Source organism: Telmatospirillum siberiense (genome assembly GCF_002845745.1).
GTDB lineage: Bacteria > Pseudomonadota > Alphaproteobacteria > Rhodospirillales > Magnetospirillaceae > Telmatospirillum > Telmatospirillum siberiense.
In genome coordinates this window covers 18,309-42,957 of the sequence record NZ_PIUM01000022.1, presented here as the reverse complement: position 1 = coordinate 42,957, position 24,649 = coordinate 18,309, and the positions used below count along the sequence as shown (strand labels likewise).

At 61.9% G+C, this 24,649-nt stretch carries 24 protein-coding genes and 1 tRNA gene; 17 read left to right on the top strand and 8 right to left on the bottom strand.

Translation table 11 applies throughout. The annotated features are described in order from the left end of the window. The first annotated feature begins 156 nt into the window (after positions 1-156). The gene (locus CWS72_RS17505; protein WP_146002789.1) at positions 157-2,673 is read left to right on the top strand and encodes a bacteriohemerythrin; all 2,517 of its coding nucleotides are present in this window, start codon (positions 157-159) and stop codon (positions 2,671-2,673) included. 27 nt (positions 2,674-2,700) lie between these two features. On the opposite strand, the gene CWS72_RS17500 is transcribed toward CWS72_RS17505, so the two are convergent. Continuing rightward, a complete protein-coding gene (locus CWS72_RS17500) occupies positions 2,701-3,573 on the bottom strand; it encodes a LysR family transcriptional regulator (RefSeq protein WP_241911785.1) in 873 nt (290 codons plus the stop codon). A gap of 129 nt (positions 3,574-3,702) precedes the next feature. Here CWS72_RS17500 and CWS72_RS17495 point away from each other — a divergent pair, with 129 nt between their 5' ends. Together CWS72_RS17495 and CWS72_RS17490 are read left to right on the top strand one after the other, a co-directional pair. Then, entirely contained in the window at positions 3,703-4,443 is a 741-nt protein-coding gene (locus CWS72_RS17495) for an SDR family oxidoreductase (protein ID WP_101251919.1), read from the top strand. 385 nt (positions 4,444-4,828) lie between these two features. Then, positions 4,829-6,451 carry an ABC-F family ATP-binding cassette domain-containing protein gene (locus CWS72_RS17490; protein ID WP_101251918.1) on the top strand — a complete coding sequence of 541 codons (1,623 nt, stop codon included), beginning with the start codon at positions 4,829-4,831 and terminating at the stop codon, positions 6,449-6,451. A gap of 15 nt (positions 6,452-6,466) precedes the next feature. On the opposite strand, the gene CWS72_RS17485 is transcribed toward CWS72_RS17490, so the two are convergent. Beyond that, positions 6,467-7,510: an Atu2307/SP_0267 family LLM class monooxygenase gene (locus tag CWS72_RS17485; protein WP_101251917.1), complete on the bottom strand. Its 1,044-nt coding sequence runs from the start codon at positions 7,508-7,510 to the stop codon at positions 6,467-6,469. 129 nt (positions 7,511-7,639) lie between these two features. Then, entirely contained in the window at positions 7,640-8,254 is a 615-nt protein-coding gene (locus CWS72_RS17480; RefSeq protein WP_101251916.1) for an FMN-dependent NADH-azoreductase, read from the bottom strand. A gap of 164 nt (positions 8,255-8,418) precedes the next feature. Between CWS72_RS17480 and CWS72_RS17475 the strand changes: the two genes are divergently transcribed. Beyond that, entirely contained in the window at positions 8,419-9,324 is a 906-nt protein-coding gene (locus tag CWS72_RS17475) for a LysR family transcriptional regulator (protein ID WP_101251915.1), read from the top strand. Positions 9,325-9,384: 60 nt separating this feature from the next. Here CWS72_RS17475 and CWS72_RS17470 read toward each other — a convergent pair whose 3' ends face one another. After that, entirely contained in the window at positions 9,385-10,743 is a 1,359-nt protein-coding gene (locus CWS72_RS17470; RefSeq protein ID WP_241911784.1) for an amino acid permease, read from the bottom strand. Positions 10,744-11,025: 282 nt separating this feature from the next. On the opposite strand from CWS72_RS17470, the gene CWS72_RS17465 reads away from it, so the two are divergent. The 3 genes from CWS72_RS17465 to CWS72_RS17455 all read left to right on the top strand — a co-directional run bounded on the left by CWS72_RS17465 (position 11,026) and on the right by CWS72_RS17455 (position 12,967). Next, complete coding sequence (locus tag CWS72_RS17465; RefSeq protein WP_101251914.1) at positions 11,026-12,069, top strand: methyltransferase domain-containing protein; 1,044 nt, start codon at positions 11,026-11,028, stop codon at positions 12,067-12,069. Positions 12,070-12,286: 217 nt separating this feature from the next. Then, on the top strand, positions 12,287-12,547 hold the full coding sequence (locus CWS72_RS17460) for a type II toxin-antitoxin system prevent-host-death family antitoxin (protein WP_101251983.1): 261 nt from the start codon (positions 12,287-12,289) through the stop codon (positions 12,545-12,547). Continuing rightward, positions 12,548-12,967: a type II toxin-antitoxin system VapC family toxin gene (locus CWS72_RS17455; RefSeq protein WP_101251913.1), complete on the top strand. Its 420-nt coding sequence runs from the start codon at positions 12,548-12,550 to the stop codon at positions 12,965-12,967. It begins immediately after the preceding gene. Between the two features lie 28 nt (positions 12,968-12,995). Here the strand turns inward: CWS72_RS17455 and CWS72_RS17450 are convergent. The 4 genes from CWS72_RS17450 to greB form a co-directional block, all read right to left on the bottom strand. Continuing rightward, a tRNA-Ser gene (locus CWS72_RS17450) sits at positions 12,996-13,085 on the bottom strand. 100 nt (positions 13,086-13,185) lie between these two features. Continuing rightward, on the bottom strand, positions 13,186-13,533 hold the full coding sequence (locus CWS72_RS17445) for a hypothetical protein (RefSeq protein WP_146002788.1): 348 nt from the start codon (positions 13,531-13,533) through the stop codon (positions 13,186-13,188). Continuing rightward, on the bottom strand, positions 13,533-13,757 hold the full coding sequence (locus CWS72_RS17440; RefSeq protein WP_101251911.1) for a hypothetical protein: 225 nt from the start codon (positions 13,755-13,757) through the stop codon (positions 13,533-13,535). Before CWS72_RS17440 ends, CWS72_RS17445 begins: the two co-directional genes overlap by 1 nt. A 92-nt stretch (positions 13,758-13,849) precedes the next feature. Next, a complete protein-coding gene (greB, locus tag CWS72_RS17435) occupies positions 13,850-14,386 on the bottom strand; it encodes a transcription elongation factor GreB (RefSeq protein ID WP_101251982.1) in 537 nt (178 codons plus the stop codon). Positions 14,387-14,449: 63 nt separating this feature from the next. Between greB and CWS72_RS17430 the strand changes: the two genes are divergently transcribed. From CWS72_RS17430 to CWS72_RS17385, 10 genes are all read left to right on the top strand, one after another. Beyond that, positions 14,450-15,370, top strand: coding sequence for a YdcF family protein (locus tag CWS72_RS17430; RefSeq protein ID WP_158240696.1), 921 nt, complete (start codon positions 14,450-14,452; stop codon positions 15,368-15,370). Then, positions 15,370-16,383 carry a lytic murein transglycosylase gene (locus CWS72_RS17425; RefSeq protein WP_199175761.1) on the top strand — a complete coding sequence of 338 codons (1,014 nt, stop codon included), beginning with the start codon at positions 15,370-15,372 and terminating at the stop codon, positions 16,381-16,383. The genes CWS72_RS17430 and CWS72_RS17425 overlap by 1 nt, the downstream gene beginning before the upstream one ends. A gap of 99 nt (positions 16,384-16,482) precedes the next feature. Beyond that, on the top strand, positions 16,483-17,364 hold the full coding sequence (locus CWS72_RS28645; RefSeq protein WP_274540608.1) for a septal ring lytic transglycosylase RlpA family protein: 882 nt from the start codon (positions 16,483-16,485) through the stop codon (positions 17,362-17,364). A gap of 62 nt (positions 17,365-17,426) precedes the next feature. Beyond that, positions 17,427-18,587, top strand: a complete 1,161-nt coding sequence (locus CWS72_RS17415) for a D-alanyl-D-alanine carboxypeptidase family protein (RefSeq protein ID WP_101251908.1) — start codon at positions 17,427-17,429, stop codon at positions 18,585-18,587. Between the two features lie 4 nt (positions 18,588-18,591). Next, the gene (tmk, locus tag CWS72_RS17410; protein WP_101251907.1) at positions 18,592-19,227 is read left to right on the top strand and encodes a dTMP kinase; all 636 of its coding nucleotides are present in this window, start codon (positions 18,592-18,594) and stop codon (positions 19,225-19,227) included. A gap of 84 nt (positions 19,228-19,311) precedes the next feature. Beyond that, positions 19,312-20,097: a substrate-binding domain-containing protein gene (locus CWS72_RS17405; protein ID WP_101251906.1), complete on the top strand. Its 786-nt coding sequence runs from the start codon at positions 19,312-19,314 to the stop codon at positions 20,095-20,097. A 41-nt stretch (positions 20,098-20,138) separates the two neighbouring features. Continuing rightward, on the top strand, positions 20,139-21,224 hold the full coding sequence (locus CWS72_RS17400) for a DNA polymerase III subunit delta' (protein ID WP_101251905.1): 1,086 nt from the start codon (positions 20,139-20,141) through the stop codon (positions 21,222-21,224). Positions 21,225-21,272: 48 nt separating this feature from the next. After that, the gene (gene metG, locus CWS72_RS17395; RefSeq protein WP_101251980.1) at positions 21,273-22,826 is read left to right on the top strand and encodes a methionine--tRNA ligase; all 1,554 of its coding nucleotides are present in this window, start codon (positions 21,273-21,275) and stop codon (positions 22,824-22,826) included. Beyond that, positions 22,826-23,602 (top strand): TatD family hydrolase, encoded by a 777-nt coding sequence (locus CWS72_RS17390; protein ID WP_101251904.1) that lies wholly within the window; start codon positions 22,826-22,828, stop codon positions 23,600-23,602. Before metG ends, CWS72_RS17390 begins: the two co-directional genes overlap by 1 nt. Continuing rightward, a complete protein-coding gene (locus tag CWS72_RS17385; protein WP_101251903.1) occupies positions 23,599-24,366 on the top strand; it encodes an MBL fold metallo-hydrolase in 768 nt (255 codons plus the stop codon). The genes CWS72_RS17390 and CWS72_RS17385 overlap by 4 nt, the downstream gene beginning before the upstream one ends. Positions 24,367-24,649: the final 283 nt, after the last annotated feature.

Genomic DNA, 24,649 nt, shown 5'->3' with positions numbered 1-24,649 from the left:
CGGAAAGCGGCGGAAATCCGGGGAATAGCGCCTTTCTGCTTAAATGGCGCAGGCGGCGTAATAGTTATTGATGATTGATTACTGTCTTTAGTATTTATCCAATATGTTTCCTTGCGCTACCATGCCGGTCGGACCGGAACCGGGGGAGGACGGGGCATGGCGCTGTTGGAATGGCAGGAAAGCTTCGGCGTCGGCATCAAAGCCCTCGATGATGATCACAAGCACCTGATTTCATTGATCAATGAACTTCACGCGGCAAAAGATGGGGCAGGTGATACCTCCGGTGCCGCGTCGATCGTCGGTCGCCTTGCGGACCATCTGCGCCGGCATTTCCTCCGCGAGGAGGAGTATCTGGCGAAGATCGGCTATCCCGACATCGAGCAGCATCGCGACTCTCATGCCCAAACTCTGGAACGCATCGAGAGCTTCGCCGCACTCGCCTTGGCGGGGTCCACCGGCGAGGCCTTGCCCCGGCAGATTCTGGATTTCATGAAGGCCTGGTTTCTCAACCATGTCATCTGTAGCGACCTCAAATTACGGCCCTATTTTTTTGCCAAGGGGTTGATCGACAGCCCTTTTTCGGATTCACGCCGGCACGGCTCCCTGTTTCGCCGTTTGGGCGGGCATCTCGATGTACTGCGGATAAGATGGCGTATCGTCCTGCTGGCCTGTTTGCCGCTGGTCGCCTTCGTGGTGGTCGCCACGCTGGGAGCCGCCCATCGTTTTGAAACCGCCGCCGGTTTGGCGAAGACGCAATCCGTGGCGGTTTTGGGGATCGATATCGGCAACCTGATTCATGAGCTTCAGAAGGAGCGCGGCATGTCTTCGCTGTTTCTGGCCAGCAAGGGCGACAAGTTTGGCGGAGAGTTGCGCCAGCAACGCGAGGTCGTCGACGGGACTCGCCGGAGGCTTGCCGGCACCACCATGAATGGCCGGGATCTGATCGCGGGATCGGAAGCGGAGAGAAGCCTGCAAAAGGTTCAAGGGCCGTTGAGCGATATCGAACGGATGCGCGCCGTGATCGATCGCCAGGAGATCCAGCCGAAAGATGCCATTTCCTTCTATACGACAGTGATCGACGGCTTGTTGTCTTCCATCGACAGCATGCAGGGAATGGCTGAGAATGCCAGCCTTCTCAATGATATATCGGCATATCTTAATGTCATGCGGATGAAGGAGCAGGCCGGGCAGGAGAGGGCTACGGGGGCCGCCGGCTTCGGTGCCGGCCGGTTTGAACCGGCCTTGTTCAAGCGGTTTTTGGAACTTTCGGCGGCACAGGCGATCTACGAGCGGGTATTTCTTTCCTTCGCGGCGCCGGATTTGGCGCGTCAATACAAGGAGATCGGCAACGCTGGAGCCGTCGAGGAGGTCGCCTCCATGCGTCGGGCCGCGACGGTTGCGGTCTTGTCCGGGGAAGCGCCGGGCGTGGAGGCGCCCCTTTGGTTCAAGGCGGCGACGGCCCGGATCGATCTTTTCAAAAAAATCGAGGATGCCGCCGCCCACACCTTGCTGTCGCACGCCGATGCGCTCTATGTCGAGGCCCGCCGCTCGGCCCTGACCTCGGTCGTGGTGATCGCCGCCGTCTTGCTGGCGGTCATCGGATTTGGGGCACTGCTCATAGCGAGCATCGTGCCGCCGTTGATCGATTTCACCTCCTCGATGCAACGCCTCGCCGAGGGCGAACGGGCTCTCGATGTCGAGGGCGTTACCTTGCGGGACGAATTAGGGGCGATGGCGAAAGCCTTGAGTTTCTTCAAGGAAAAACTGATCGCGGCGGACCTGATGTCGGCTCAGGGTGGTGTCGAGAACATCGAACAGATGCGCCTTTTGGAGCGTAAGGAGGACATGGTCGTCCAGTTCGAAACGAAAATGGCGGAATTCATCGAGCGTCTGGGAGGGGCGGCCGATACCTTGCACGATATGGCGGGGGTGATGACCTCGGCGGCTCAGGATACCACCCGTCGCGCCACCACCGCGGCTTCGGCGACCGAGCAGGCATCCGCCAATGTGCAGGCGGTGGCGGCGACGGCGGAGGAATTGTCCGGTTCGATTTTCGAGATCAGCCGGCAGGTGACCGTTTCCGCGGATATCTCCGTAGGCGCCGCCGATCACGCGCGCCGCGCGGAGAACGCGGTGGGAGAGCTTGCCCAAAGCGCCGCGAAAATCGGCGAAGTGATCGCCTTGATCAATGGCATCGCCGCCCAGACCAATCTTCTGGCGCTCAACGCCACCATCGAGGCGGCACGGGCCGGCGACGCCGGCAAGGGCTTCGCCGTGGTAGCGAGCGAGGTGAAGAATCTGGCCGGCCAGACGGCCCGCGCCACCGACGAGATCACCGCGCAGATCGGCGCCGTCCAGCGGCGGACGGAAGATGTGGTGGAGGTGATCCACGGCGTCGGGCAAGTCATCGGCCAGGTCCGTGAAATCTCCACCGGCATCGCCTCGGCGGTGGAGCAACAGGCTTCGGCGACCCGTGAGATCGCCCGCAACGTCGATCGGGCGGCGGCGGGAACAGCCGAGGTCAGCGTCAATGTCGGAGGCGTTCAGGAGGCGGCGGGACAAACCGGCACGGCGGCGCACAAGGTATTGGCCGCATCTGAGGAGGTGACGGCCCAGTCCCTTGCCCTGCAGGACCTGATCCATGGTTTTCTGGCCGACGTCCGGGCGAACTGATGGCTCATTGTAAATAGCGGGACGCTCTCAGGCCCGGATGCGGAACTGCTCGGCCATCCATTCGATGACGACGCGCACACGCGGCGAGAGCTGGCGCGTGTGCGAATAGAGGACGTGGACCGGCAGCGGCGTCGGGGGATATTCCGACAGAACCTCGACAAGCTGTCCGCTCGCCAATTCCGGAGCGACGCGATAGCGCGGAACCTGGATCAGCCCCAGTCCAAGACAGGCGCAGGCGACGTTGGTTTCCGGCCCGGTTACCGTCACGACGGCCGGCGGCGTGAACCGCCGTTCCTTCCCATGATCGACAAAGACAAACGGACCGACCACGGCGGCGTCGGGGGCGAACAGGCCGATGATCCGGTGGCGTTCCAACTCGTCGGGCGTTCGGGGTTCTCCGAACCGCTCGATATAGGACGGGCTGGCGAAGGTGCCCCGGTTCAGTTCCGCCAGTCTTCGGCATATCAAAGAGCTGTCCGCCAGGGTTCCGGCCCGCAGGATACAGTCGAAGCCTTCGCGCACCATGTCGAGGGCCTGGTGCGCCTCGCCCAGATGGAGCCGGAGCCCCGGATAGGTTTCCAGGAAGCGGGGGAGCCCCGGAAGCAGGAAATGCCGCGCCTGGGTGCCGTGGACGTCGATCCGCACGAGGCCGCTGGGTTTGACGCCGGCAAAGGCGCTTTCGGCATCCTCCAAGTCCGAGATCAGCGACAGGCAACGCCGGTAATAGGCCTCGCCGTCGAGCGTCGGGCTGACGTGCCGCGTCGTCCGGGTCAGGAGACGGACGCCCAGTCTGGCTTCCAGCGCCTTGACCGCCTCGGTCACCGAGGATCGTGGCAGACCCAGATCTTCGGCGGCTTTGGTGAAGCTCTGCCGTTCAACGATGCGAATGAAGACGCGCATGGCGTCAAAGCGATCCATTGTTCGCCCAATCGAATAGTGATGCCAAAATATGCCAGATTATCTCGATATATTAAACATATATCCTGTCTTCATGATCGCCGCCGACTGGTGGCGAAAAGGAGAACGGTTATGACCATCATCACCCATAAAGTTGCGATCGTGACCGGTGCCGCCGGTGGCATCGGGTCGGCTTTATCCGAACGTTTGGCGCGCGACGGCTTCCTGGTCGTCGTCAACTATGCCGGATCGGTCGACGCCGCAGAGAAGCTGGTCCGTCGCATCGAAGCGGCGGGCGGACGCGCGATCAGCGCCCAGGCCGATATTTCGGATGCCGCGCAGGTCGCGCGCATGTTCGATTCGGCCGAGACCGCTTTCGGCGGCGTCGACATCCTCGTCAACAATGCCGGCATCATGAAGCTGGCGACGATCGCCGAAAGCGACGACGCCCTGTACAGCCGCCAGATCGCGGTCAATCTGACGGGTACCTTCAATACGCTTCGCGAAGCGGCACGGCGCCTTCGCGACGGCGGGCGCATCATCAACATCTCGTCCAGCGTTACCTCGCTACTGCAGCCGACCTACGGCGTCTATGCCGCGACCAAGGCGGCCGTGGAGGCGATGACGAGCGTCCTCGCCAAGGAATTGCGCGGACGCGACATCACGGTGAACGCCATCGCGCCCGGTCCGACCGCGACCCGGCTTTTCCTCGACGGCAAGCCGCAGGAGCTCATCGACCGCTTGGCGAAGATGGCGCCGCTCGAACGTCTCGGCCAACCCGAAGACATCGCCGCCGCCGTCGCTTTCCTGGCCGGACCGGATGGGGCCTGGATCAACGGCCAGACCTTGCGCGCCAACGGTGGGATCATCTGATACCATGTTGCAGTGATCGGGACCGATCACCGCTGCCCTCAAGCGCCGGGCGGGTTTCTCCGAAACCCTTGGGCTTTGGCTCGCATTGGCTCGCGAGCCCTCAACGGGCTAGCCCAAGTCTCGATGAGTTCTTCTCATCGAGACTTGGTATGACGCCATCTCATCGAAAGGACGATCGGCATGTCGAAGGATCCTTGACCGCCTTGCCCTTTGATTTGTCGATAAGGACTCTATCGCGTCGTACATCCTGTGGCATAAGGGGCCGGGCCAAAATGGCGGCGTCATTTTGGCCCGGCCCCTTGAAAGCCCGAGCCCCGCCGGAAGCGGAGCGGAGGCGTCGTCTGGAATCTTGGGGGCCCATCACGCCAAGGGAACCCGGCCTCACATGATCCGTTTCGAAAACATCAGCAAGCAGAACAGTCACCGCATCCTCTTCTTCGAGGCTTCCGCATCGCTCAACAGGGGCGAGAAGGTCGGCCTCGTCGGTCCCAACGGTGCCGGCAAGACGACGCTGTTCCGGATGATCACGGGCGAAGAGGCGCCGGACGAGGGCCAGGTGGCGATCGAGAAACAGGTCTCGATCGGCTATTTCAATCAAGACGTCGGCGAAATGTCCGGTCGCAGCGCCGTCGCGGAAGTGATGGATGGGGCCGGGCCGGTCAGCGTCGTGGCGGCGGAATTGGCGGAGCTCGAAGTCGCCATGTGCGATCCCGACCGCGCTGGCGACATGGAAGCGATCATCGCGCGGTATGGCGAGGTGCAGGCGCGCTTCGAGGAGTTGGGCGGCTATGAACTGGAGGGACGGGCGCGGGAGGTGCTCGCCGGGCTCAGCTTCAGCCAGGAAATGATGGATATGGACGTCGGCGCGCTGTCGGGCGGCTGGAAGATGCGCGTGGCGCTTGGCCGCATCCTGCTCATGCGGCCCGACGCCATGCTTCTTGACGAGCCCAGCAACCATCTGGATCTCGAAAGCCTGATCTGGCTGGAGGAGTTCCTGAAGGAGTACGAAGGGGCTCTCCTGATGACCTCGCATGACCGCGAGTTCCTGAACCGGATCGTCACGAAAATCGTCGAGATCGACGGCGGATCGCTGACCAGTTATTCCGGGGACTACGCCTTCTATGAACGTCAGCGGGCGTTGAACGAAAAGCAGCAGCAAGCACAGTTCGAACGTCAGCAGGCCATGTTGGCGAAGGAGTTGAAGTTCATCGAACGCTTCAAGGCCCGGGCCTCGCACGCGACGCAGGTTCAAAGCCGGGTGAAGAAGCTCGATAAGATCGAGCGCTTCGAGCCGCCGAAGCGCCGACAGACGGTATCGTTCGACTTCCCGCCGGCGCCGCGCTCGGGCGACGATGTCGTGGTCATGAAGAACGTGCACAAGGGTTACGGCAGCCGGACCATATATCAGGGGCTCGACTTCATGATCCGCCGCAAGGAGCGCTGGTGCGTCATGGGGGTCAACGGCGCGGGCAAGTCGACGCTCCTGAAACTGGTGGCGGGCTCGACCGAACCGGACGAGGGGACCGTCGCCGTCGGCGGCAGCGTCAGGATGGGCTATTTCTCCCAGCATGCGATGGAACTGCTCGATGGAGACAGTACGGTATTCGAGTCCCTGGAAGGATCCTTTCCGCAGGCGGGCCAGGGATCGCTCCGCTCGCTCGCCGGCTGTTTCGGTTTCTCCGGCGACGACGTGGAAAAGAAATGCCGCGTCCTGTCCGGTGGAGAAAAGGCCCGGCTCGTGATGGCGACCATGCTCTTCAATCCGCCGAATTTCCTGGTGCTCGACGAGCCGACCAACCATCTCGATCTGGATACCAAGGAAATGCTGATCTCGGCGTTGGCCGCCTACGAGGGCACCATGCTGTTCGTGTCGCACGACAGGCGTTTCCTGGCGACGCTTTCCAATCGGGTGCTGGAACTGACGCCGGAGGGCATTCACCAGTACGGCGGCGGCTATACGGAATATGTGGCGCGCACCGGGCAGGAGGCGCCCGGACTGCACAAATGATCCACCACCACTTGCTCACCCATGCTTCTTCGTCAGGGTTCGGATCCTGGGAGCCACATTCCGGCCGAGGAGCTCGATCGAGCGCTGCATCGCCGCAGTCTCCAGCATGGCCGAGCTCATCTGGAAGGTGATACGCGAGAGGCCGCCGAGCGCTTCGTTCGCGGCGAGTACCCGTTGGACCACGGTCTCGGGATCACCGATCAGAAACGCGCCTTCGGGCGAGCACATCGCCTCGAACTGGGAGCGCGAGACGGCCGACCAGCCCCGTTCCCGACCGATCTCGGTGAACATCCGTGCCCAGCCCGGAAAAAAGGCGTCTTTGGCGGTTTGGGTCGTGTCGGCGACGAAACCCATCGCATGCAGGCCGACCCGCAACGCCTCTGCCGGATGACCGGCGCGACGGCCTGCGTCCCGGTAGAGATCGACGAGCGGCCGGAAGCGATGAAACCCGCCACCGATGACAGCCACCATCAACGGCAGACCCAAAGCGCCCGCACGGGCAAAGGATTGCGGTGTGCCACCGACGCCGAGCCAGATCGGCAAGGTCTTTTGATAAGGCCTCGGGAAGACGCCCTGACCGGTCAGGGGCGGGCGAAAACGGCCATCCCAGGTTACATGCACCTCGTCGCGAAGTTTCAGCAGCAGATCGAGCTTCTCGATGAACAGGGCGTCATAATCCCGCATGGCGAAGCCGAAGAGCGGATAGGCTTCGCCGAAGGATCCGCGCCCGACGATGATTTCGGCGCGTCCCTTGGCGATCAGGTCGAGCGTCGCGAATTCCTGGAAGACGCGAACCGGATCGGCGGCGCTGAGAACGGTGACGGCGCTCGTCAGGCGTATCTGACGCGTTCTCGCCGCCGCCGCGGCCAGGATCACAGCCGGGGCTGAATCCAGGAACTCCTTGCGATGATGCTCGCCGATACCGAACACATCGAGTCCCACCCGATCGGCGATTTCCACCTCTTCGAGCAGACGCTCGATCCGATCGGCCGCCGGCATCGTCTCACCGGTCGCGGGATCCGGCATGGTCGCGACGAAGCTGTCGATGCCAATTTCCATGTCTGCACCTATGAAGAACCGGCGGCTTGTGAACCGTGCCGGGCCAATCCGCAGACGATCGATGGTCGCGAAGGGCGGTTCCCCGCACAAGCAACCACCACCGATCGTCCGCCGATGGATATTGCCGGGTCAGGCGGCGAGCGCAGCGATCTGGGCCTTGGCCCGAGCGACAGCCGCCGCCTTCGGCTCATCGCCGAGATTGAGACCTTCGGCCCGGATGACGGTGACGTCGGTCAGGCCGATGAACCCGAGAACACCCTGCAGATAGCTCTCCTGGTGTTCGAGCCCGGCCGCCGGGCTGTCGCCGGTGTAGATGCCGCCGCGAGTGGAAGCGATGAAGACCTTCTTGCCCTTCGGCAGCAAACCTTCGGGACCGGTGGCTCCGTACTGGAAGGTGCGGCCGGCGACGCAGACGCGGTCGATCCAGCCCTTGAGCTGCGACGGAACGGAGAAATTGTACATGGGCGCGCCGATCACGATGATGTCGGCGGCGAAGAGATCATCGATATAAGCCGCGCCGACGGCGATATCCTGGCCGAGAGCCGGGCTCGTGACGTCGCCGCCCTGGAACACCGCCAGATGTGCGTCGGAGAGATGGAGCGCCGCGTCGGCGACGAGGTCGCGGCGGATCACCTGGGCGCCGGGATGAAGCGCCAATTCCTTGGCCACGATGTCGGCGCTGAGCGCGCGGCTGACGGAATATCCGCCGAGAATACTGGAATCGATGTGCAGGATCGTCGTCATGGGAAAGACCTCCGAACCGCCTGAGCGAGGCGTCGTGACGTTGCGGGAGAAGAGTTTTTTGAGGGTGCTAAACATGCAGCCATCAATCGCACGGCCAATAAAATAGGGGTAGCCTGTATATTTTTATGTTATCCATCGGAATATCCGATGGATAAGAGGCGGCCATGCTGGATGGGATCTCCCTGGATCAATTGCGTAGTTTTCTCGCGGCGGTGGACGAGGGCAGCTTTTCCGCTGCCGGCCGGCGCCTGTCACGCACCCAGTCGGCCGTCAGCGAGGCGATCGGCACCCTGGAGATGCATCTGGGCGTGACCCTGTTCGATCGCGCTGGCCGCTATCCCCGGCTGACGAGCGAAGGTGTCGTTCTTCTCGCCGACGCGCGCCAGGTTCTGTCCTCCGTCGATGGTATGAAGGCGCGTGCCAAGGGCATGGCCACCGGGATCGAGCCGGAACTGACTGTCGTGGTCGACGTTCTCTTTCCAATCGAGGTGCTGGCGGGTGCGGCCCAGGATTTTCGGCTGCATTTTCCGGGGACGCCCTTGCGGCTTTATGTCGAGGTGCTGGGCGCCGTGGTCGAACCGCTGCTCGATGGCCGGGCAAGCTTCAGCATTGTCGGTTCCCTGCCGGTGCTGCCCGCCGGCCTCTCCGCCGAGCGCCTGACCAGCGTGCGTGTCATGATGGTCGCCGCGGCCAATCACCCGCTGGCGATTTGGCCGGGCGTCATTCCGAAAGAGGAACTGGCCCGGCATGTCCAACTGGTTTTGACGGATCGGTCCAAACTCACCGCGGAGCGCGAATTCGGCGTCATGTCGCCATTCACCTGGCGTTTGGCCGATCTCTTCGCCAAGCACGCCTTCCTGTTGAACGGACTGGGGTGGGGGGGGATGCCACACCATACCGTCGAGTCCGACCTCCAGGACGGTCGTCTGGTGGAACTCGAGATCGAGGACGCTCCCATGGGGGGGCTCACTTTGACGATGTCGGCCGTCTATCGAACGGCGGACCCGCCGGGGCCGGCAGGCCGCTGGATGATCGAACGGCTCAAGGCCTGTCGAGATCGACAAGAATAAAAGGGACCTGTCCACCGTTTGGTAACGGCCGGAGGAGGGGGCAAACGGGGGGGTAGCTCGTTATTCCTTACCAGGGCGCCGGGACAGCCGCCCGCGCAGCCCGAAAAGAAGCCACAACAAGAGGATCCACGGCGGAATCAGGAACACGGCCACGCGGATCCCATCGGAAAACGCCATGGTCATCAGAATGCCCGCCATGAAGACCAGGCACAGGTAATTGGAAAACGGCTGGGCCGGGCTGCGGAACTGCGGCGTTCGTTCCTCGCGGCGCATGTAGCTGCGGAATTTCAGATGGGTCAGGCTGATCATGCCCCAGTTGATAATCAGCGCGGCGACCACCAGCATCATCAGCATCTGAAAGGCGTTTTCGGGTACCAGATAATTGACCACCACGCACAGGCCGGTGGCACCGCTGGAGACCAGCTGGGCCGGCAGGGGTACGCCCTTGCGGCTCAACCGGGTCAGAAAACCGGGCGCGTTGCCCTGCTCTGCCAGGCCCAGCAGCATGCGGCTATTGCAATAGACCGAGCTGTTATAGACGGACAGCGCGGCCGTCAGCACGACGACGTTCAGGGCGGTGGCGACCCAGCCGTTATCCAGCGACTGAAAGATCAGGACGAAGGGGCTGCCGCCTTCGCGCACCTGGGTCCAGGGATAGAGCGACAGCAGCACCGCCAGCGCTCCCACATAGAAAAGCAGAATGCGGTAGATCAGCTGATTGGTGGCCTTGGGGATGGTCTGCTCGGGATGGCGGGCCTCGGCGGTGGTGATGCCGATCAGCTCCAGCCCGCCGAAAGAGAACATGATGGGCGCCATCGCCATGGTCAGCCCGTAAAGCCCGTTGGGCAAAAAGCCGCCCAGGGCCCAGAGATTGCTGACCGACACCTGGGCGCCACCGGTTTTGCTGACCAGAAGCCAGGAACCGAACAAAATCATGCCGACGATGGCGCCGACCTTGATGATGGAAAACCAGAATTCCATCTCACCGAACATTTTGACGTGCAGCATGTTGATGACGTTGATGGCGGCGAAGAACACCAGCCCGGAAAGCCAGGTGGGCATCTGCGGCCACCAGTACTGAATATAAACGCCGACCGCCGTCAGCTCGGCCATGCTGACCAGGACATACAGAACCCAATAGTTCCAGCCCGACAGAAAACCTGCAAACTCACCCCAGTGGCGATAGGCGAAATGGCTGAAAGACCCGGCCACCGGATACTCCACCACCATCTCGGCCAGTTGGCGCATGATCAGAAAGGCGATCAGCCCGGCAACCCCGTATCCCAGCAGGATCGAAGGTCCGGCCAGACGAATGGTTTGCGCGACCCCCAGGAAAAGCCCGGTGCCGATCGCCCCGCCCAGGGCGATCATCTGAATATGCCGGTTCTCCAATCCCCGGCTCAGATTTCTTGCGGACAAGTTGTTTATGGCCCCCGTCGGTAAATGTATAAAAACGCAGACTGTATCCTCTGATGGGATATACAGCCAGCAAATGTCGATGAGGGCGGCAAGACGCTTAAATCTTGCAGCGATTGAAGACTTCGCCATCAGGCCCCCCGTCATGTCTTCCCACTTTGTCGCCTGCCTGACAGACCGATTTGGCGAGGGGCATTACACTCATTTCAATACGTGGTCGACTACATAAAACCAGAAATTTCACAAGATATTCGATCGATTTAACCATGAATCGGAGGATATGCAATGCCACCACTCGATGATAGTATTACAAAAATTCAGGAATATTACGGAAATATAATCCTAAAATCAAAAGATCTTCAAACAAATACGTGCTGTTGCTCGGAATCAATACCTCCGCATCATTTATCCATTCTTGATAATATTGATAATGAGATCCTTGGGAAGTTCTATGGTTGCGGCTCACCCATTCCCCCCGCCCTGGATGGCTGTAGCGTTCTCGACCTTGGCTGCGGCAGCGGTCGCGACGTCTATTTGACGTCCTGCCTCGTCGGCCCGAAGGGCTTCGTCATCGGTGTCGACATGACCGATGAGCAGTTGGCGGTCGCCAAGTCCCACCAGCAGTCGCAAGCCAGACGCTTCGGATTTCCGAAGTCCAACGTCGATTTTCGCCAGGGATATATCGAAGACTTGGCGGCGCTCGATATCGCCGACGACGCCATCGACGTGGTCATCTCCAACTGCGTCATCAATCTGTCGCCGGCCAAGGGTCGGGTGTTCTCGGAAATCTTCCGCGTCTTGAAACCGGGCGGTGAGCTTTTCTTCTCGGACGTGTTCGCCAGCCGGAGACTGCCTCCAGCCTTGCGGGAAGACCGTCTTCTGGTGGCGGAATGCCTGGGCGGGGCGATGTATGTCGAAGACTTTCGCCGGATGCTCCGCGGTCTCGGCTGCCCCGACTACCGGGTGATGACGAAAAGCCGGATCACCATCGACAACCCCGAGGTGGAAGCCAAGGTCGGGGCGATCACCTTCTGGTCGATGACGATCAGGGCGTTCAAGATCGCCTCGCTCGAAGACCTCTGCGAGGATTATGGCCAGGTCGCCACCTATCTCGGCACCATCCCCGATCATCCGCATCAGTTCCCCCTTGACGATCATCATACCCTCATCTCCGGCAAGCCGATGCTGGTCTGTGGCAACACCGCCGCGATGCTCGGCGAGACCAGATTTGGTCGGCATTTCAAAGTCGATGGCGACTGTTCGATTCATTTTGGCGCCTTCGACTGTTCATCCGCGCCCGCGTCGCAGTCCGGCACCGGCTGTTGCTGATCCATTTCGGCCAGGCCGTCGGCGGGGTTTATCGATAGGGAAGCGATGCTGCGACCCGACCGCCCAGAGTCTGGCGGAAGCGCCCCCCTTGGGTAAACGACAGACAAAAGGCTGCATCTGGAATAAATAACGTAGCATCAATACTACGAGTGATGGCTTGCGTTGTTGAAACGGAATGTAGTATCGTCTCGTCAATTGACGTTGAAGGGGAATGCCGATGCCTATCACCACACTCAGCGGTCGGGAGTTCAATCAGGATATCGCCAGGGCGAAGCGAGCCGCCGAGAAGGGGCCGGTGATCATCACGGACCGGGGCAATCCGGCGTTTGTCCTGCAACGATATGACGATTGGCGGCATCAAGCCGGAGCGCGGCCGGGACTAAGCTTGCTGGAAGCTCTGGCCGATCCGGCGAGCGCCGACATCGACTTCGAGCCACCGAAGGCCGAACTTGGCTTTCGTCCGGCGGACCTGTCCTGAATGTTTCTGCTCGATACCAATGTGGTTTCCGCCTTGCGCCGACCGGATACCGTCCCGGAATCGGTGGTGTCTTGGGCAGCCGAGGTGGCCGTTGCCGATCTTTATCTCTCGGCGATGACGCTTTACGAACTGGAGCTTGGCGTTCGGCGCATTGAGCGCCGCGACCAGACGCAAGGACAAATATTGAGGAACTGGCTGGCGCGTTCGGTCCGCGTGCAATTCCGCGATCGTATTTTGCCGATCGACGATGCCGTGGCCGCTCGTTGTGCGTCTCTGCAAGTACATGATCCACGTGAGGAACGGGATAGTTTTATCGGAGCGACGGCCTTGGTGCATCGGCTGGTTCTGGTGACGCGAAACGTCAAGGATTTTGCGACGATGGCGGGTCTTGAAATACTCAATCCGTGGGACCGGCAATAAAGATCGGACGTGGTGACAACTAGGGTAATGGCGGATGGGGTGGGATTCGAACCCACGGAAGGCTTGCACCTTCGCCGGTTTTCAAGACCGGTTCCTTAAACCACTCGGACACCCATCCAGCGGCCTTGCCGTGGCGATATCGCCGCAAGACGGTGGCTGTATACATCAAGCCGAAGGCGAACGGAAGAGCATGACCAAGGGTTCTGAGCCGGCCCCGGTTACTGTCCCTTCGCCCTGGATGGGTTCAGGACGGCATTGCGCGCCTCGGCGTCGCAGGGGCCGTCGAAACGGCCTTTCATTTCAAACCACTGGTTTCCCTTGCACTGGAAATTCCGGCCGTTGAAGCATTGCGACGCGCCGCTCGAATAGATCAGCTTCGTGCCGTTGGCCTTGTCGGTCCAGACGCACAGTTTGCTCAAGGCGTCCGGTGTGATGGTGATATTGGCCTCGCCCTTGGCGATGAGCCCGGACAGTTGGGCCCGGGCGGGGAAGGCGGCGAAAAAGGCCATCCCCAGGCCGAGGGCAAGGGCGAGTGGGCGGAGGAGGGGCGGACGGCCCCCTCTCATCACTTGTTTTCCTCTGTTTTGTTTTCCTCGATCTCGCCTTCCGCGAAAAGAGCGGCGACGGCGCTGCGGTGAACGCGCAGGCGATCGGCCAGCGTCGAAGGCAGAGGCGGGTGGTCGTCGGCCATCGACCAGGTTCCGTCGGCGTGGAATGTCGCGCCGAGGGCCTGGGCTTCCAAAATCAGCCGGTTGGTCGTGGACAGGAAATCGGGGGCATCGTTCATCATGATCTTCTCAAAAAATGCCCGGATGGCGGCACCCCGTTCGGATGCGGCGCGGTGGCCGGGGCGGAAATTCGTGACGGCGCGAAAGAGGCGGATCAGCCGTATCGGATGGCGACGATTTCGATGCGTTCGCGCCCGCCCGGTGTCCGCAGATCGACGATGTCGCCCTCGCCGGCCTTCATCAGGGCGCGGGCTATGGGGGAAACCCAACTGACCAGCCCCTGTTCGAGGTTGGCCTCATCGACGCCGACGATGGTCACCGTGTTCTCCTTGCCGTCGGAATAAGCATAGGTCACGGTGGCGCCGAAGAAAACCTGGTCTCGACGCGTCTGGCGGACCGGATCGACCACCACGGCGCTTTCGATGCGCTTGGTCAGAAAGCGGATCCGGCGATCGATCTCCCGAAGCCGTTTCTTGCCATAGAGATAATCGCCGTTTTCCGAGCGGTCACCGTTGCCCGCCGCCCAGGACACCACCTCGACGACTTTCGGACGTTCAACCCTGAGCAGCGAGCGCAATTCGTCCTGCAATGCCTTGACGCCTTGCGGCCGGATGTAATTTTTGGCGCCGGCGGGGATGCCTTGCCGCTCGTCCTCGTCGTCGTCCCCATCGGAATGTTCGACGTCGGTCATCGTTTTGACACAGGTCCTGACAATTGTTGTTTCCGAAGGCCGCACCCGACGAGACTTCACCCGATGCCACCGCCTTCGCCTCATGCGTCGGCAGGCCCGGTCGCCACGGGGCTTGCGACAAATCCGCCGGAGCTATATCACACCAGCATGGGTTATGTCCTTTCGAAGGTCATCGGCGCGCTTCTGGCGCCCGGAATGGTGCTGGCGATCGTTTTCGCCGCTGGCGTCGCCATGCTGTGGTCGCGGCGGCGCCAGCGACAGGGGCGCGCCTTGCTGACCATTCTCGTTCTGGTGGTCGGCGCCATGCTGGTTTCGCCGCTCCAGCCCTGGCTGACCGAGACGCTGGAAAATCGGTTTCCCGGTAATCCGCCGCTGCCGGCGCATGTCGACGGCATCATCGTCCTCGGCGGGGCCATCGAACCGCTGGTCAGCGAGGCCAGGCAGCGGATCGCCTTGAACGACGCGGCGGAACGGTTGACCGCCACCGTCATGCTGGCCAAGACCCATCCCGAGGCGCTGGTCCTTTATACCGGCGGCAGCGCCGATCCGCTGCGCCAGGATGCCGCCGAGGCGCCGCTGGCCGAGGCTCTGCTGAGAGCTCTTGGAGTACCGGCGGACCGTCTGCTGGTTGAGGGCAAATCCCGGAATACCTTCGAAAACGCCCTTTTAAGCCAGGATCTGGTCAAACCGCAGGCCGGGCAGGTTTGGGTGCTGGTGACCTCGGCCCGCCATATGCCGCGATCGGTCGGCATTTTCCACCGCCTGAACTGGCCGGTGATTCCCTATCCCGTGGACTATCAAAGCGGCGGCGACTTTGCCTGGACCAATGTCGATCTGCCCTTGAGACGGGGGCGTCTTTTGGCGCAGGCGTTGCACGAGTGGGTCGGCTTGGCCTATTACGCGTTGAACGGTTGGACCGACCGCCTGTTCCCCGGCCCCGATGACCGGGAGCAGGTGGAAAAAACCATTTCGAGGACGAAATAATGATGGGAATGGCGTTTTGGCGCAAACTCCCCGGTATCGGCGCGGCGGCCTTGTGGCTGGTCCTGAATGGTCCTGCGTTGGCTGACCAGCAGGAGGATTTTTCCACCTGGCTCGGCGCCTTGCGCAACGACGTCCTGATCCGGGGTATTTCCCAAGCGACGGTCGATCAGGCTTTGAAAGACATCCAACCGATCGATCGGGTGTTGGAACTGGACCGCCGGCAACCGGAATTCTCGATGACGTTCGAGGCGTACCGCGATCGCGTGGTGACTCCGGCGCGGGTGGCCGATGGCCAGCAAATACTTCGTCAAAACAAGGCTTTGCTGGCCGAGGTCTCCCGTCAGTTCGGCGTGCCTCCCCGGGTGCTGGTTGCCATGACCGGCATCGAGAGCAACTATGGCCGCAATACCGGCGGCTTCTCCGTGGTGCCCGCGTTGGCGACGCTGGCCTATGACGGAAGGCGCAGCCAATATTTCAGAACCGAGCTGATCAACGCGCTGAAGATCATCGATCGGGGCATGCCGGCCCAGTCCATGCAGGGATCGTGGGCCGGCGCCATGGGCCAATGCCAGTTCATGCCGTCGACCTACTTGAAATACGCCAGGAAATGGAAGGGCGAGGGTACGCCGGACATTTGGCGCGACCAGGGCGACGTCTTCGCCTCGGCGGCCAATTATCTCTCGCAGATCGGTTGGAAGGGCAACGAAACCTGGGGACGGCCGGTGCTGTTGCCGAAGCACGGAATCGCCGAAGCCCTGATCGGCCTCGACGGCAGGCGCAGCCTCAAGGAATGGAACAAGCTGGGCCTTCGTCAGGCCAACGGGAAGCCGCTACCGCCGCGCAAGGATATCCAGGCCTCGCTGATTCGGGCCGAGACGGGAAAGGGCGACGACGTCGGCAAGGGAGACCTCTATCTCGTCTATGACAATTTTCGCGTCTTGCTGAAATGGAACAGGTCGATCTTCTTCGCTTTGGCCGCCGGAACCCTTGCCGATCGGCTCGAGAGCAAGTAGTCTACCACATCTGCCGTATCTCTGTATGGGGACCACTAAATGAAGCGAGGGGGATTCCCTCCTGCCCGCGTTCTCCTTCTGGTTGCGGGCTGCGTCCTGATGAGTGCTTGTTCCGAGACGAAGCTCGCCACCTATGCCGTCAAGGAGGCGCAGACCGGCCAGGACGGGGGAGGCTACAAGATCGGCAAACCCTACCAGATCCAGGGGGTCTGGTATTATCCGGCGGAGGATTACAATTACCAGGAAACCGGCGTTGCCTCCTGGTATGGCCCGGATTTCCATGGAAAATACACCGCCAATGGCGAGATCTTCGACCAAAACCAGGTGACTGCGGCGCATCGGACCTTGCCACTGCCTAGTTTCGTTCGCGTAACGAATTTGGACAACGGCCGTTCCCTGGTCGTGCGGGTCAATGACCGCGGCCCCTTCGCCCATAGCCGCATTCTTGATTTATCGCGCCGCGCGGCCCAACTGCTGGGCATGGAGCAGCAAGGCACCGCCAGGGTGAAGGTCGAGATCATGGCCGATGAGAGCCGGGCCCTGGCGATGCGGCTCAAGTCCAAGACGGATGAACCCCAGGTCGCCGCGGCGCCTCGCGAGACGGTGCAGGCGGAAACCCTGCCGCCGCCCGGTAGCCGCGAACAGGCCAAGCCGATCGTAAATTCCGCGCCGCCGCCGCCACGGCAGACCGTGGCCGAGCCCGACGCCCAGCAATTGGCCAATCAGCCGGTTCGCACCGTTGCGGTGAAACCGACCCAGATGTACATCCAGGCGGGCGCCTTTCAGCGCTACGACAACGCCAACCGCTTGAGCGCCGCGCTGTCGGGGATGGGACAGACCAAGATCACCCAGGTGGTGACGAAGGGGGGAACCATGTTCCGCGTCCGCATGGGACCACTGCCCAGCCTGGACGCCGCCGACGCGCTTTTGGAAAAAGTCATCGCCTCGGGATATCCCGAGGCCAAGCTTGTGGTGGATTGATCCGCCAATGCGCATCCGATCGGTTTTTCCCGGGATGCCCAACTCAAGGACCTTTTAGGACAATGCGTTCATATACTCGCTTTGGCATCGCCGCTGGCGCGGCCTTCGCCTTTTTCCTTCCTTTTGGTACGGTGGCCGAGGCCGAAACCATCGATACCCAGGCCCGCCAGGCAATCATCGTCGACGCCAACACCGGCACCATCCTGATGGAAAAGAACGCCGACGACCTGATGACGCCGTCGTCGATGAGCAAGCTGATGACCGTCTATATGGTCTTTGAGCGCTTGAAAGAGGGCAGCCTGAAGATGACCGACGAATTGCCGGTCTCCGAAACGGCCTGGAAAAAGAACTACAAGAGCGAAGGCTCCTTGATGTTCCTGCCGGTGCATTCGATGGTCAAGGTTTCGGATCTTCTGCGCGGCGTGATCATCCAGTCGGGCAACGACGCCTGTTCGGTCCTCGCCGAGGGGCTGGCCGGCAGCGAGGAGGCTTTCGCCGAACGCGAGACCCGCAAGTCCCGCGAAATCGGGCTTACCAAGTCGACCTTCAAGAACGCCAGCGGATGGCCGGTGCCCGGCCACCAGATGACGGCGCGCGACCTGTCGGTTCTGGCCCGCCGCCTGATCCTCGATTTTCCCGACTACTATCCGATTTTCGGCGAAAAATCATTTGTATTCAATAACATCAAGCAGGACAACCGCAATCCTCTGATCTGGCAGAACATCGCCGGCGCGGACGGTCTGAAGACCGGTCATACGGAAGACGGGGGCTATGGCGAGGTCGGTTCGGCCATTCGCGACGGCCGGCGGGTCATCGTCGTGCTGAATGGAATGACCAGCATCAAGATGCGCGCCGAGGAATCGGAGCGGTTGATCGAATGGGCTTTCCGCGAGTTCGACGACTACAAGCTGTTCAAGGCCGGAGAGACGGTGACCGATGGCGAAGTCTGGCTTGGCGTGGAAAAATCCGTCCCGCTGACGGTCGCCAAGGACGTCTTGATCACCTTGCCGCGCACGGCGCGCCACGACATGAAGGTTTCGGCCAATTTCAATGGGCCGTTGCCGGCACCGGTCAAGAAGGGAACCGAGGTCGGCGTGGTCACCATCACCGCTCCCGGTATCCAGCCGGTGCAAGTGCCCCTGCTGGCCGGCGCCGATGTCGAGCGGCTGGGTTTCTTCGGGCGGATCGGGGCCGCCGTGAAACGGACCCTGTGGGGAGCGTGACCCCATGTCGCAAGGACGTTTCATTACTTTCGAAGGGGGCGAGGGCGCCGGAAAATCGACCCAGATGGATCTGCTTGCCGGCCTGTTGCGCCAACGCGGCCTGAGGGTGCTGACCACCCGCGAGCCGGGTGGCGCCGTCGGCGCCGAACAGATCCGCCGCCTGCTCGTCGAAGGGGAGCCGGGCCGCTGGGACCCGATGACCGAGGTCCTGCTGCATTTCGCGGCGCGGCGCGATCATGTGGCGCGGACCGTCTGGCCGGCCCTGGCCGAAGGGCAGTGGGTCCTGTGCGATCGTTTCGCCGATTCCACCATGGCCTACCAGGGTTACGGCCACGGCTTGCCGTCCCATGCGATCGAGCAGCTTTATGACATGACGCTGGGCCTGTTCGTTCCCGATCTGACGCTCATTCTCGATCTTCCCGTGGAGGAGGGTCTGCGCCGGGCTGCCGGGCGGGGCGGGGCGGAAGACCGTTACGAGCGCATGGGGATGGCCTTCCATGAACGGCTGCGCCATGGTTTCACGGAAATCGCCCGCCATCATCCTCAACGGTGCGTCCTGGTGCAGGCCACCGCTTCCGTCGAGGATGTTCACGCCAGGATCCGTTCCGTCGTCGAGGAGCGATTGCCAATGCAGGCATGATGACGAACGGGTGAAGTCCGTCGACCGGCGAGTGAGGGACTAGATATTGCCCTGGTCCTTAAACAAAAAGTGGGAGGATTGTTCATGGGATCTCCATCGGTTTTTTCGCGCGCCGCGGCATGGGGAGCCGCCTGCTTTTTGTTGTTGACCGGAGCCGCCCATGCCGAGGAGGTCAAGGTGATGATTTCCGGCGGCATGGCCGCCGCCTATCGCGAGCTGACGCCGGAATTCGAACAAAAGACCGGTCACCATATCGAGACCGCCTGGGGCCCCTCGATGGGGACCACCCATGACGCCATTCCCATTCGTCTGGAGCGCGGCGAAAAGGCCGATGTGCTGATCATGGTGGGCTCCGCCCTGGGAGAGTTGGTTCGCCAGGGTAGAGTGGTCGCCGACAGCCGCGTCGATCTGGTGCGTTCCCCCATTGGGATGGTGGTGAAGGCCGGCGTGCCGAAGCCGGACATCTCCACGGTCGAAGCCCTGACGCGGACTCTTCTGGCGGCCAAGTCGGTGGTCTATTCCGATAGCGCCAGCGGCGTGTATGTCGGCGGCGAGTTGTTCAAGCGCTTAGGGATCGCCGAACAGATGCAGGGCAAGAGCCGGATGATTCCGGCCGAGCCGGTGGCCGCCGTGGTCGCCCGGGGAGAGGCCGAACTCGGCTTCCAGCAGATCAGCGAACTGCTGCCGATCGCCGGCGCGGATTTCGTCGCTCCGTTGCCCGAGGAGGTTCAAAAGATCACGATCTTCTCCGCCGGCATCGTCAATGGTTCGCAGAATCCCGCCGGAGCCAAGGCGTTGATCGATTTCCTGGCTTCCGCCGCCGCCGCGCCGGCCCTGAAAAAAAGCGGGTTGGAGCCGATCCATAAGTGAGCGGGAAAAGTGATCGACGCGCGAGAGGAAACCACTGAGCGATGACCACCGCCTCTGACGACACCCCCTCGACGCCCCGAACCACGTCGGAACTGTTGGGGCACGCCGCCGCCGAGCGGGCTTTCCTCGATGCCTGGGCATCCGGACGGCTGGCGCATGCCTGGCTGATTTGCGGGCCGCGCGGTATCGGCAAGGCGACGCTGGCCTATCGCATCGCGCGGTACGTGCTTTCCGGCGGTGGCGGGGGGGGGCTGTTCGGCGACGTGCCGGCCACGCTGGCTATCGATCCGGCCCATCCCGTCTTTCAACGGGTCGTTTCGGGGGGGCATGCCGACCTCAAGGTGGTCGAGCGCGGCTGGACCGACGACAAGAAGACCCGGATGAAAAGCGAGATTCCCGTCGATGACGTTCGCGGGATCGGCGGTTTTCTGTCCCTGACCCCGGCCGAGGGCGGCTGGCGTGTGGTGATCATCGACGCCGTGGACGAATTGAACCGCTCGGGCGCCAACGCCATCCTGAAGATTCTGGAAGAACCGCCGCGTAACGCCTTGCTTCTGTTGGTCTCACACAGTCCCGGACGCCTTTTGCCGACCATCCGCTCGCGGTGCCGACGTCTGGTGATGCGTCCCTTGCCCGAGGATCTGGTTGTCGATCTGCTGGCGCGCCACGCGCCGCAACTGGATGCCGCCGATGCCCGTGCCATCGCCCGCCTGTCGCTGGGAAGCATCGGCAAGGCGCTCTCCTTGGCGGGAGAAGGGGGCTTGGGCCTTTACCGGGACATGGTGGGCTTGATTGGCGGACTGCCACGTCTGGACATCGGCGCCTTGCATGCTTTCAGCGAGAAGGTGGCGAAAAGCGACGATAGCTTCCGCACCTTGTCTGAATTGTTTTCCGGCTGGCTGGCATCCGCCGCCTCTCAAACCGGCGGAGAACGGGGATCTTCCGAGGTGTTGGCCGGCGAACGGGATTTGCAGCGACGCCTGGTGAAGACCGCCGGCCTTGATCGTTGGGTCGAGGTGTGGGAAAAAAACAACCATCTGTTCGGCCGCGCCGATGCGGTCAACCTCGATCGCAAACTCGTGGTGGTCAACGCCTTTCTCGCCCTGGAGCGTCTGTGCCGGCACTGACCGGTGCGGAAGACCGCTTCCGGGCCATCATTCCTGGAGCTGAACGCGATGACGGGCAAGACTGCCTATTATCTGACGACGCCGATCTATTATGTGAACGACAGCCCGCATATCGGACATGCCTATACCACCCTGGCCTGTGATGTGCTGGCGCGTTTCAAGCGGCTCGACGGTTTTGATGTCAAGTTCCTGACCGGCACCGACGAGCACGGACAGAAGGTGGAGAAATCGGCCCAGGCGGCGGGTGTGGACCCGCAGACCTTTACCGACCGCGTGTCGCAGAACTTCCGCGATCTGGCTGCCTTCATGGGATATTCAAACGACGATTTCATCCGGACCACCGAACCGCGCCACATCGAGGCCTGCCAGGCGTTGTGGAAGACCCTGATCGACAAGGGCGAGATCTATCTCGGCGGTTACCAGGGCTGGTATTCGGTGCGCGACGAGGCCTTCTGGGGCGAGGACGAACTGAAGACGGGCCCCGATGGAAGCAAATTGGCGCCGACGGGCGCGCCGGTCGAATGGGTGGAGGAGCCCAGCTATTTCTTCCGGCTGTCGGCCTGGCAGGAGCGTCTACTGGCCTTTTACGAGGCCAATCCCGACTTCATCGCGCCCCCCTCGCGCCGCAACGAGGTCTTGAGCTTCGTAAAAGGCGGTCTGCAGGATCTGTCGATCTCGCGCACCAGCTTCTCCTGGGGCGTGCCGGTGCCCGGCGATCCGGCCCATATCATGTATGTCTGGCTGGATGCCCTGACCAACTACATCACCGCCGTCGGTTATCCCGACATGACGGGCGACTATGCCCGCTATTGGCCGGCCGATCTGCATATGGTCGGCAAGGATATCCTGCGTTTCCACGCGGTCTATTGGCCGGCGTTCCTGATGGCCGCCGATCTGGCGCCGCCGAAACGGGTGTTCGCCCACGGCTGGTGGACGAACGAGGGGCAGAAGATCTCCAAATCGTTGGGCAATGTGATCGATCCGATCAAATTGGTGGAAACCTACGGCCTGGATCAGGTTCGCTATTTCCTGTTGCGCGAGGTGCCCTTCGGTTCCGACGGCGATTTTTCCCACCGCGCCATGGTCAATCGGATGAACAGCGAATTGGCCAACGACCTGGGCAATCTCGCACAGCGTTCGCTTTCCATGATCAACAAGAACTGCGAGGCGAAACTGCCGCAGCCCGGCGACTTTACCGAGGATGACAGGGTTATGCTCGATTCGGCGGCGGCGCTGTTACCCCGCCTGCGCGATTGCCTGGACCGGCAAATGTTCCACGAAGGGCTCGAGTCCGTTTGGCAGGTCGTGCGCGCCGCCAACGGCTATGTCGACCGTCAGGCGCCCTGGGGATTGAAAAAGACCGATCCGGCGCGGATGGGCACCGTTCTTTACGTGCTGGCCGAGACGGTCCGGCAGATCGCCCTGCTGCTGCAACCGGTGATGCCGGGAGCGATCGGACGGTTGCTCGATCAGCTCGCCGTGCCACAGGAACGGCGCGATTTCGCAGGTTTCGCCCATCGCGGCGAACCCGGTACGCCGCTGCCGAAACCGGAAGGCGTCTTTCCCCGTTATGTCGATCCCGAGGGGACGGGCGCCGCGTGATGCTGGTCGATAGTCATTGCCATCTCGATTTCCCTGATTTTCAGGAGGATCTCGACGATCTGCTGGGCCGCGCGGCCGCGGCCGGCGTCGGGCTGATGGTCAGCATCGGAACCCGGATTTCGCAATTCGACAAGGTTCTGTCGGTGGCGGAGCGCTACGAGAACGTCTATTGCACCGTCGGCGTTCATCCGCACGAGGCGGGAGAGGAGGGGGCGATCGGAACGGCGGATCTGATCGCTCTCGCCCGGCATCCCAAGGTGATCGGCTTCGGCGAGACCGGCCTCGACTATTTTTACGACCACAGCCCGCGCGAGCTCCAGCAGGCGGCATTCCGCAACCATATCGCCGCCGCCAGGGAAACGGGCTTGCCGGTTATCGTTCATACCCGCGACGCGGACGACGATACGGTCGCAATTCTCACCGAGGAAGCCGCCACCGGCCCCTTCACCGGCGTCATTCATTGTTTCAGCTCAAGCCGCCAACTTGCTGAAAAATCTCTTGATCTAGGCCTTTATATCTCGCTTTCCGGCATCATCACCTTCAACAAGGCCGAGGAATTGCGCCAAACGGTACGGGATCTGCCGCTCAACCGGTTGCTGGTGGAAACCGACGCCCCCTATCTGGCGCCGATACCGAAACGGGGGAAACGCAACGAACCCGCCTTCGTCGCCCATACGGCGGCCAAGCTGGCCGAATTGAAGGGGGTTGAACCGGACGCCCTGGCCCGCATCACCACGGATAACTTTTTCCGGCTGTTCACCAAGGTGACACGATGAAAATTACCATTCTGGGATCCGGTGCCGCGGGTGGCGTGCCGATGGTCAGCGCCGGCTGGGGGCGTTGCGACCCGGACGAACCGCGCAATCGCCGACGCCGTCCATCCATTCTGGTCGAGGAGGGCGGGCAGACCATCCTGGTCGACACCAGTCCGGATCTGCGCGAGCAATTGCTGAGCGCCGAAGTGCGCCGCCTAGACGCCGTTCTCTATACCCATGCCCATGCCGATCATCTGCACGGCATCGATGATCTGCGGGAAGTCAACCGGGCGATGAGATCAGCGATCGACGTCTTCGGGACAAGCGAGGTGCTGGAGGAGATCCGGGAGCGGTTTGGTTATGTGCTCGAGCCCTTGGATCCGGCCGTCATGCCGATCTACAAACCCTGGCTGGTGCCGCATGTTCTGGATGGGCCGTTCAACGTCGGCGGCATCGAAATCACCCCCTTCGACCAGGATCATGGCTACTGCCGGACCACCGGTTTCAGGTTCGGGCGGGTGGCCTATTCGACCGATGTGGTCAATCTGCCCGAGGAATCGTTGGCCTTGCTGGAAGGGCTGGACTTGTGGATCGTCGGCTGCCTGACCGATACGCCGCATCACACCCACGCCCATATCGGCAAGGCGTTGGCCTGGGTGGAACGTCTGCGGCCAAAGGCGACGTTGATCGGTCACATGGGGCCCAAACTCGATTACGCGCATCTTTGCGCAACCTTGCCCCCCGGCGTCGCCCCAGCCTATGACGGGCTGGTGGTCGAGGTTTAATACCAACTCTCGGTGATCGGAACCGATCACCGAGCCCTCAATGGGCCAGACCAAGTCTCGATAAGGATGACTTATCGAGACTTGGTTTAACCGGGAGAGTTTTCGTCGTCTTCCCCGGCGGGATTTGCTGGCTTAAGCGGCATGAACGCCCTGCAGGAAGCTCTGCACGGCTTGTTTCATGGTTTCGGCGTGGCGGGACAGTTCTGTGGCGGCGCCCAGCACGTCGGAGGCGGCATGGCCGGTTCCCTCGGCCGCCTCGGATACTCCGCCGATGTTCTGGGTG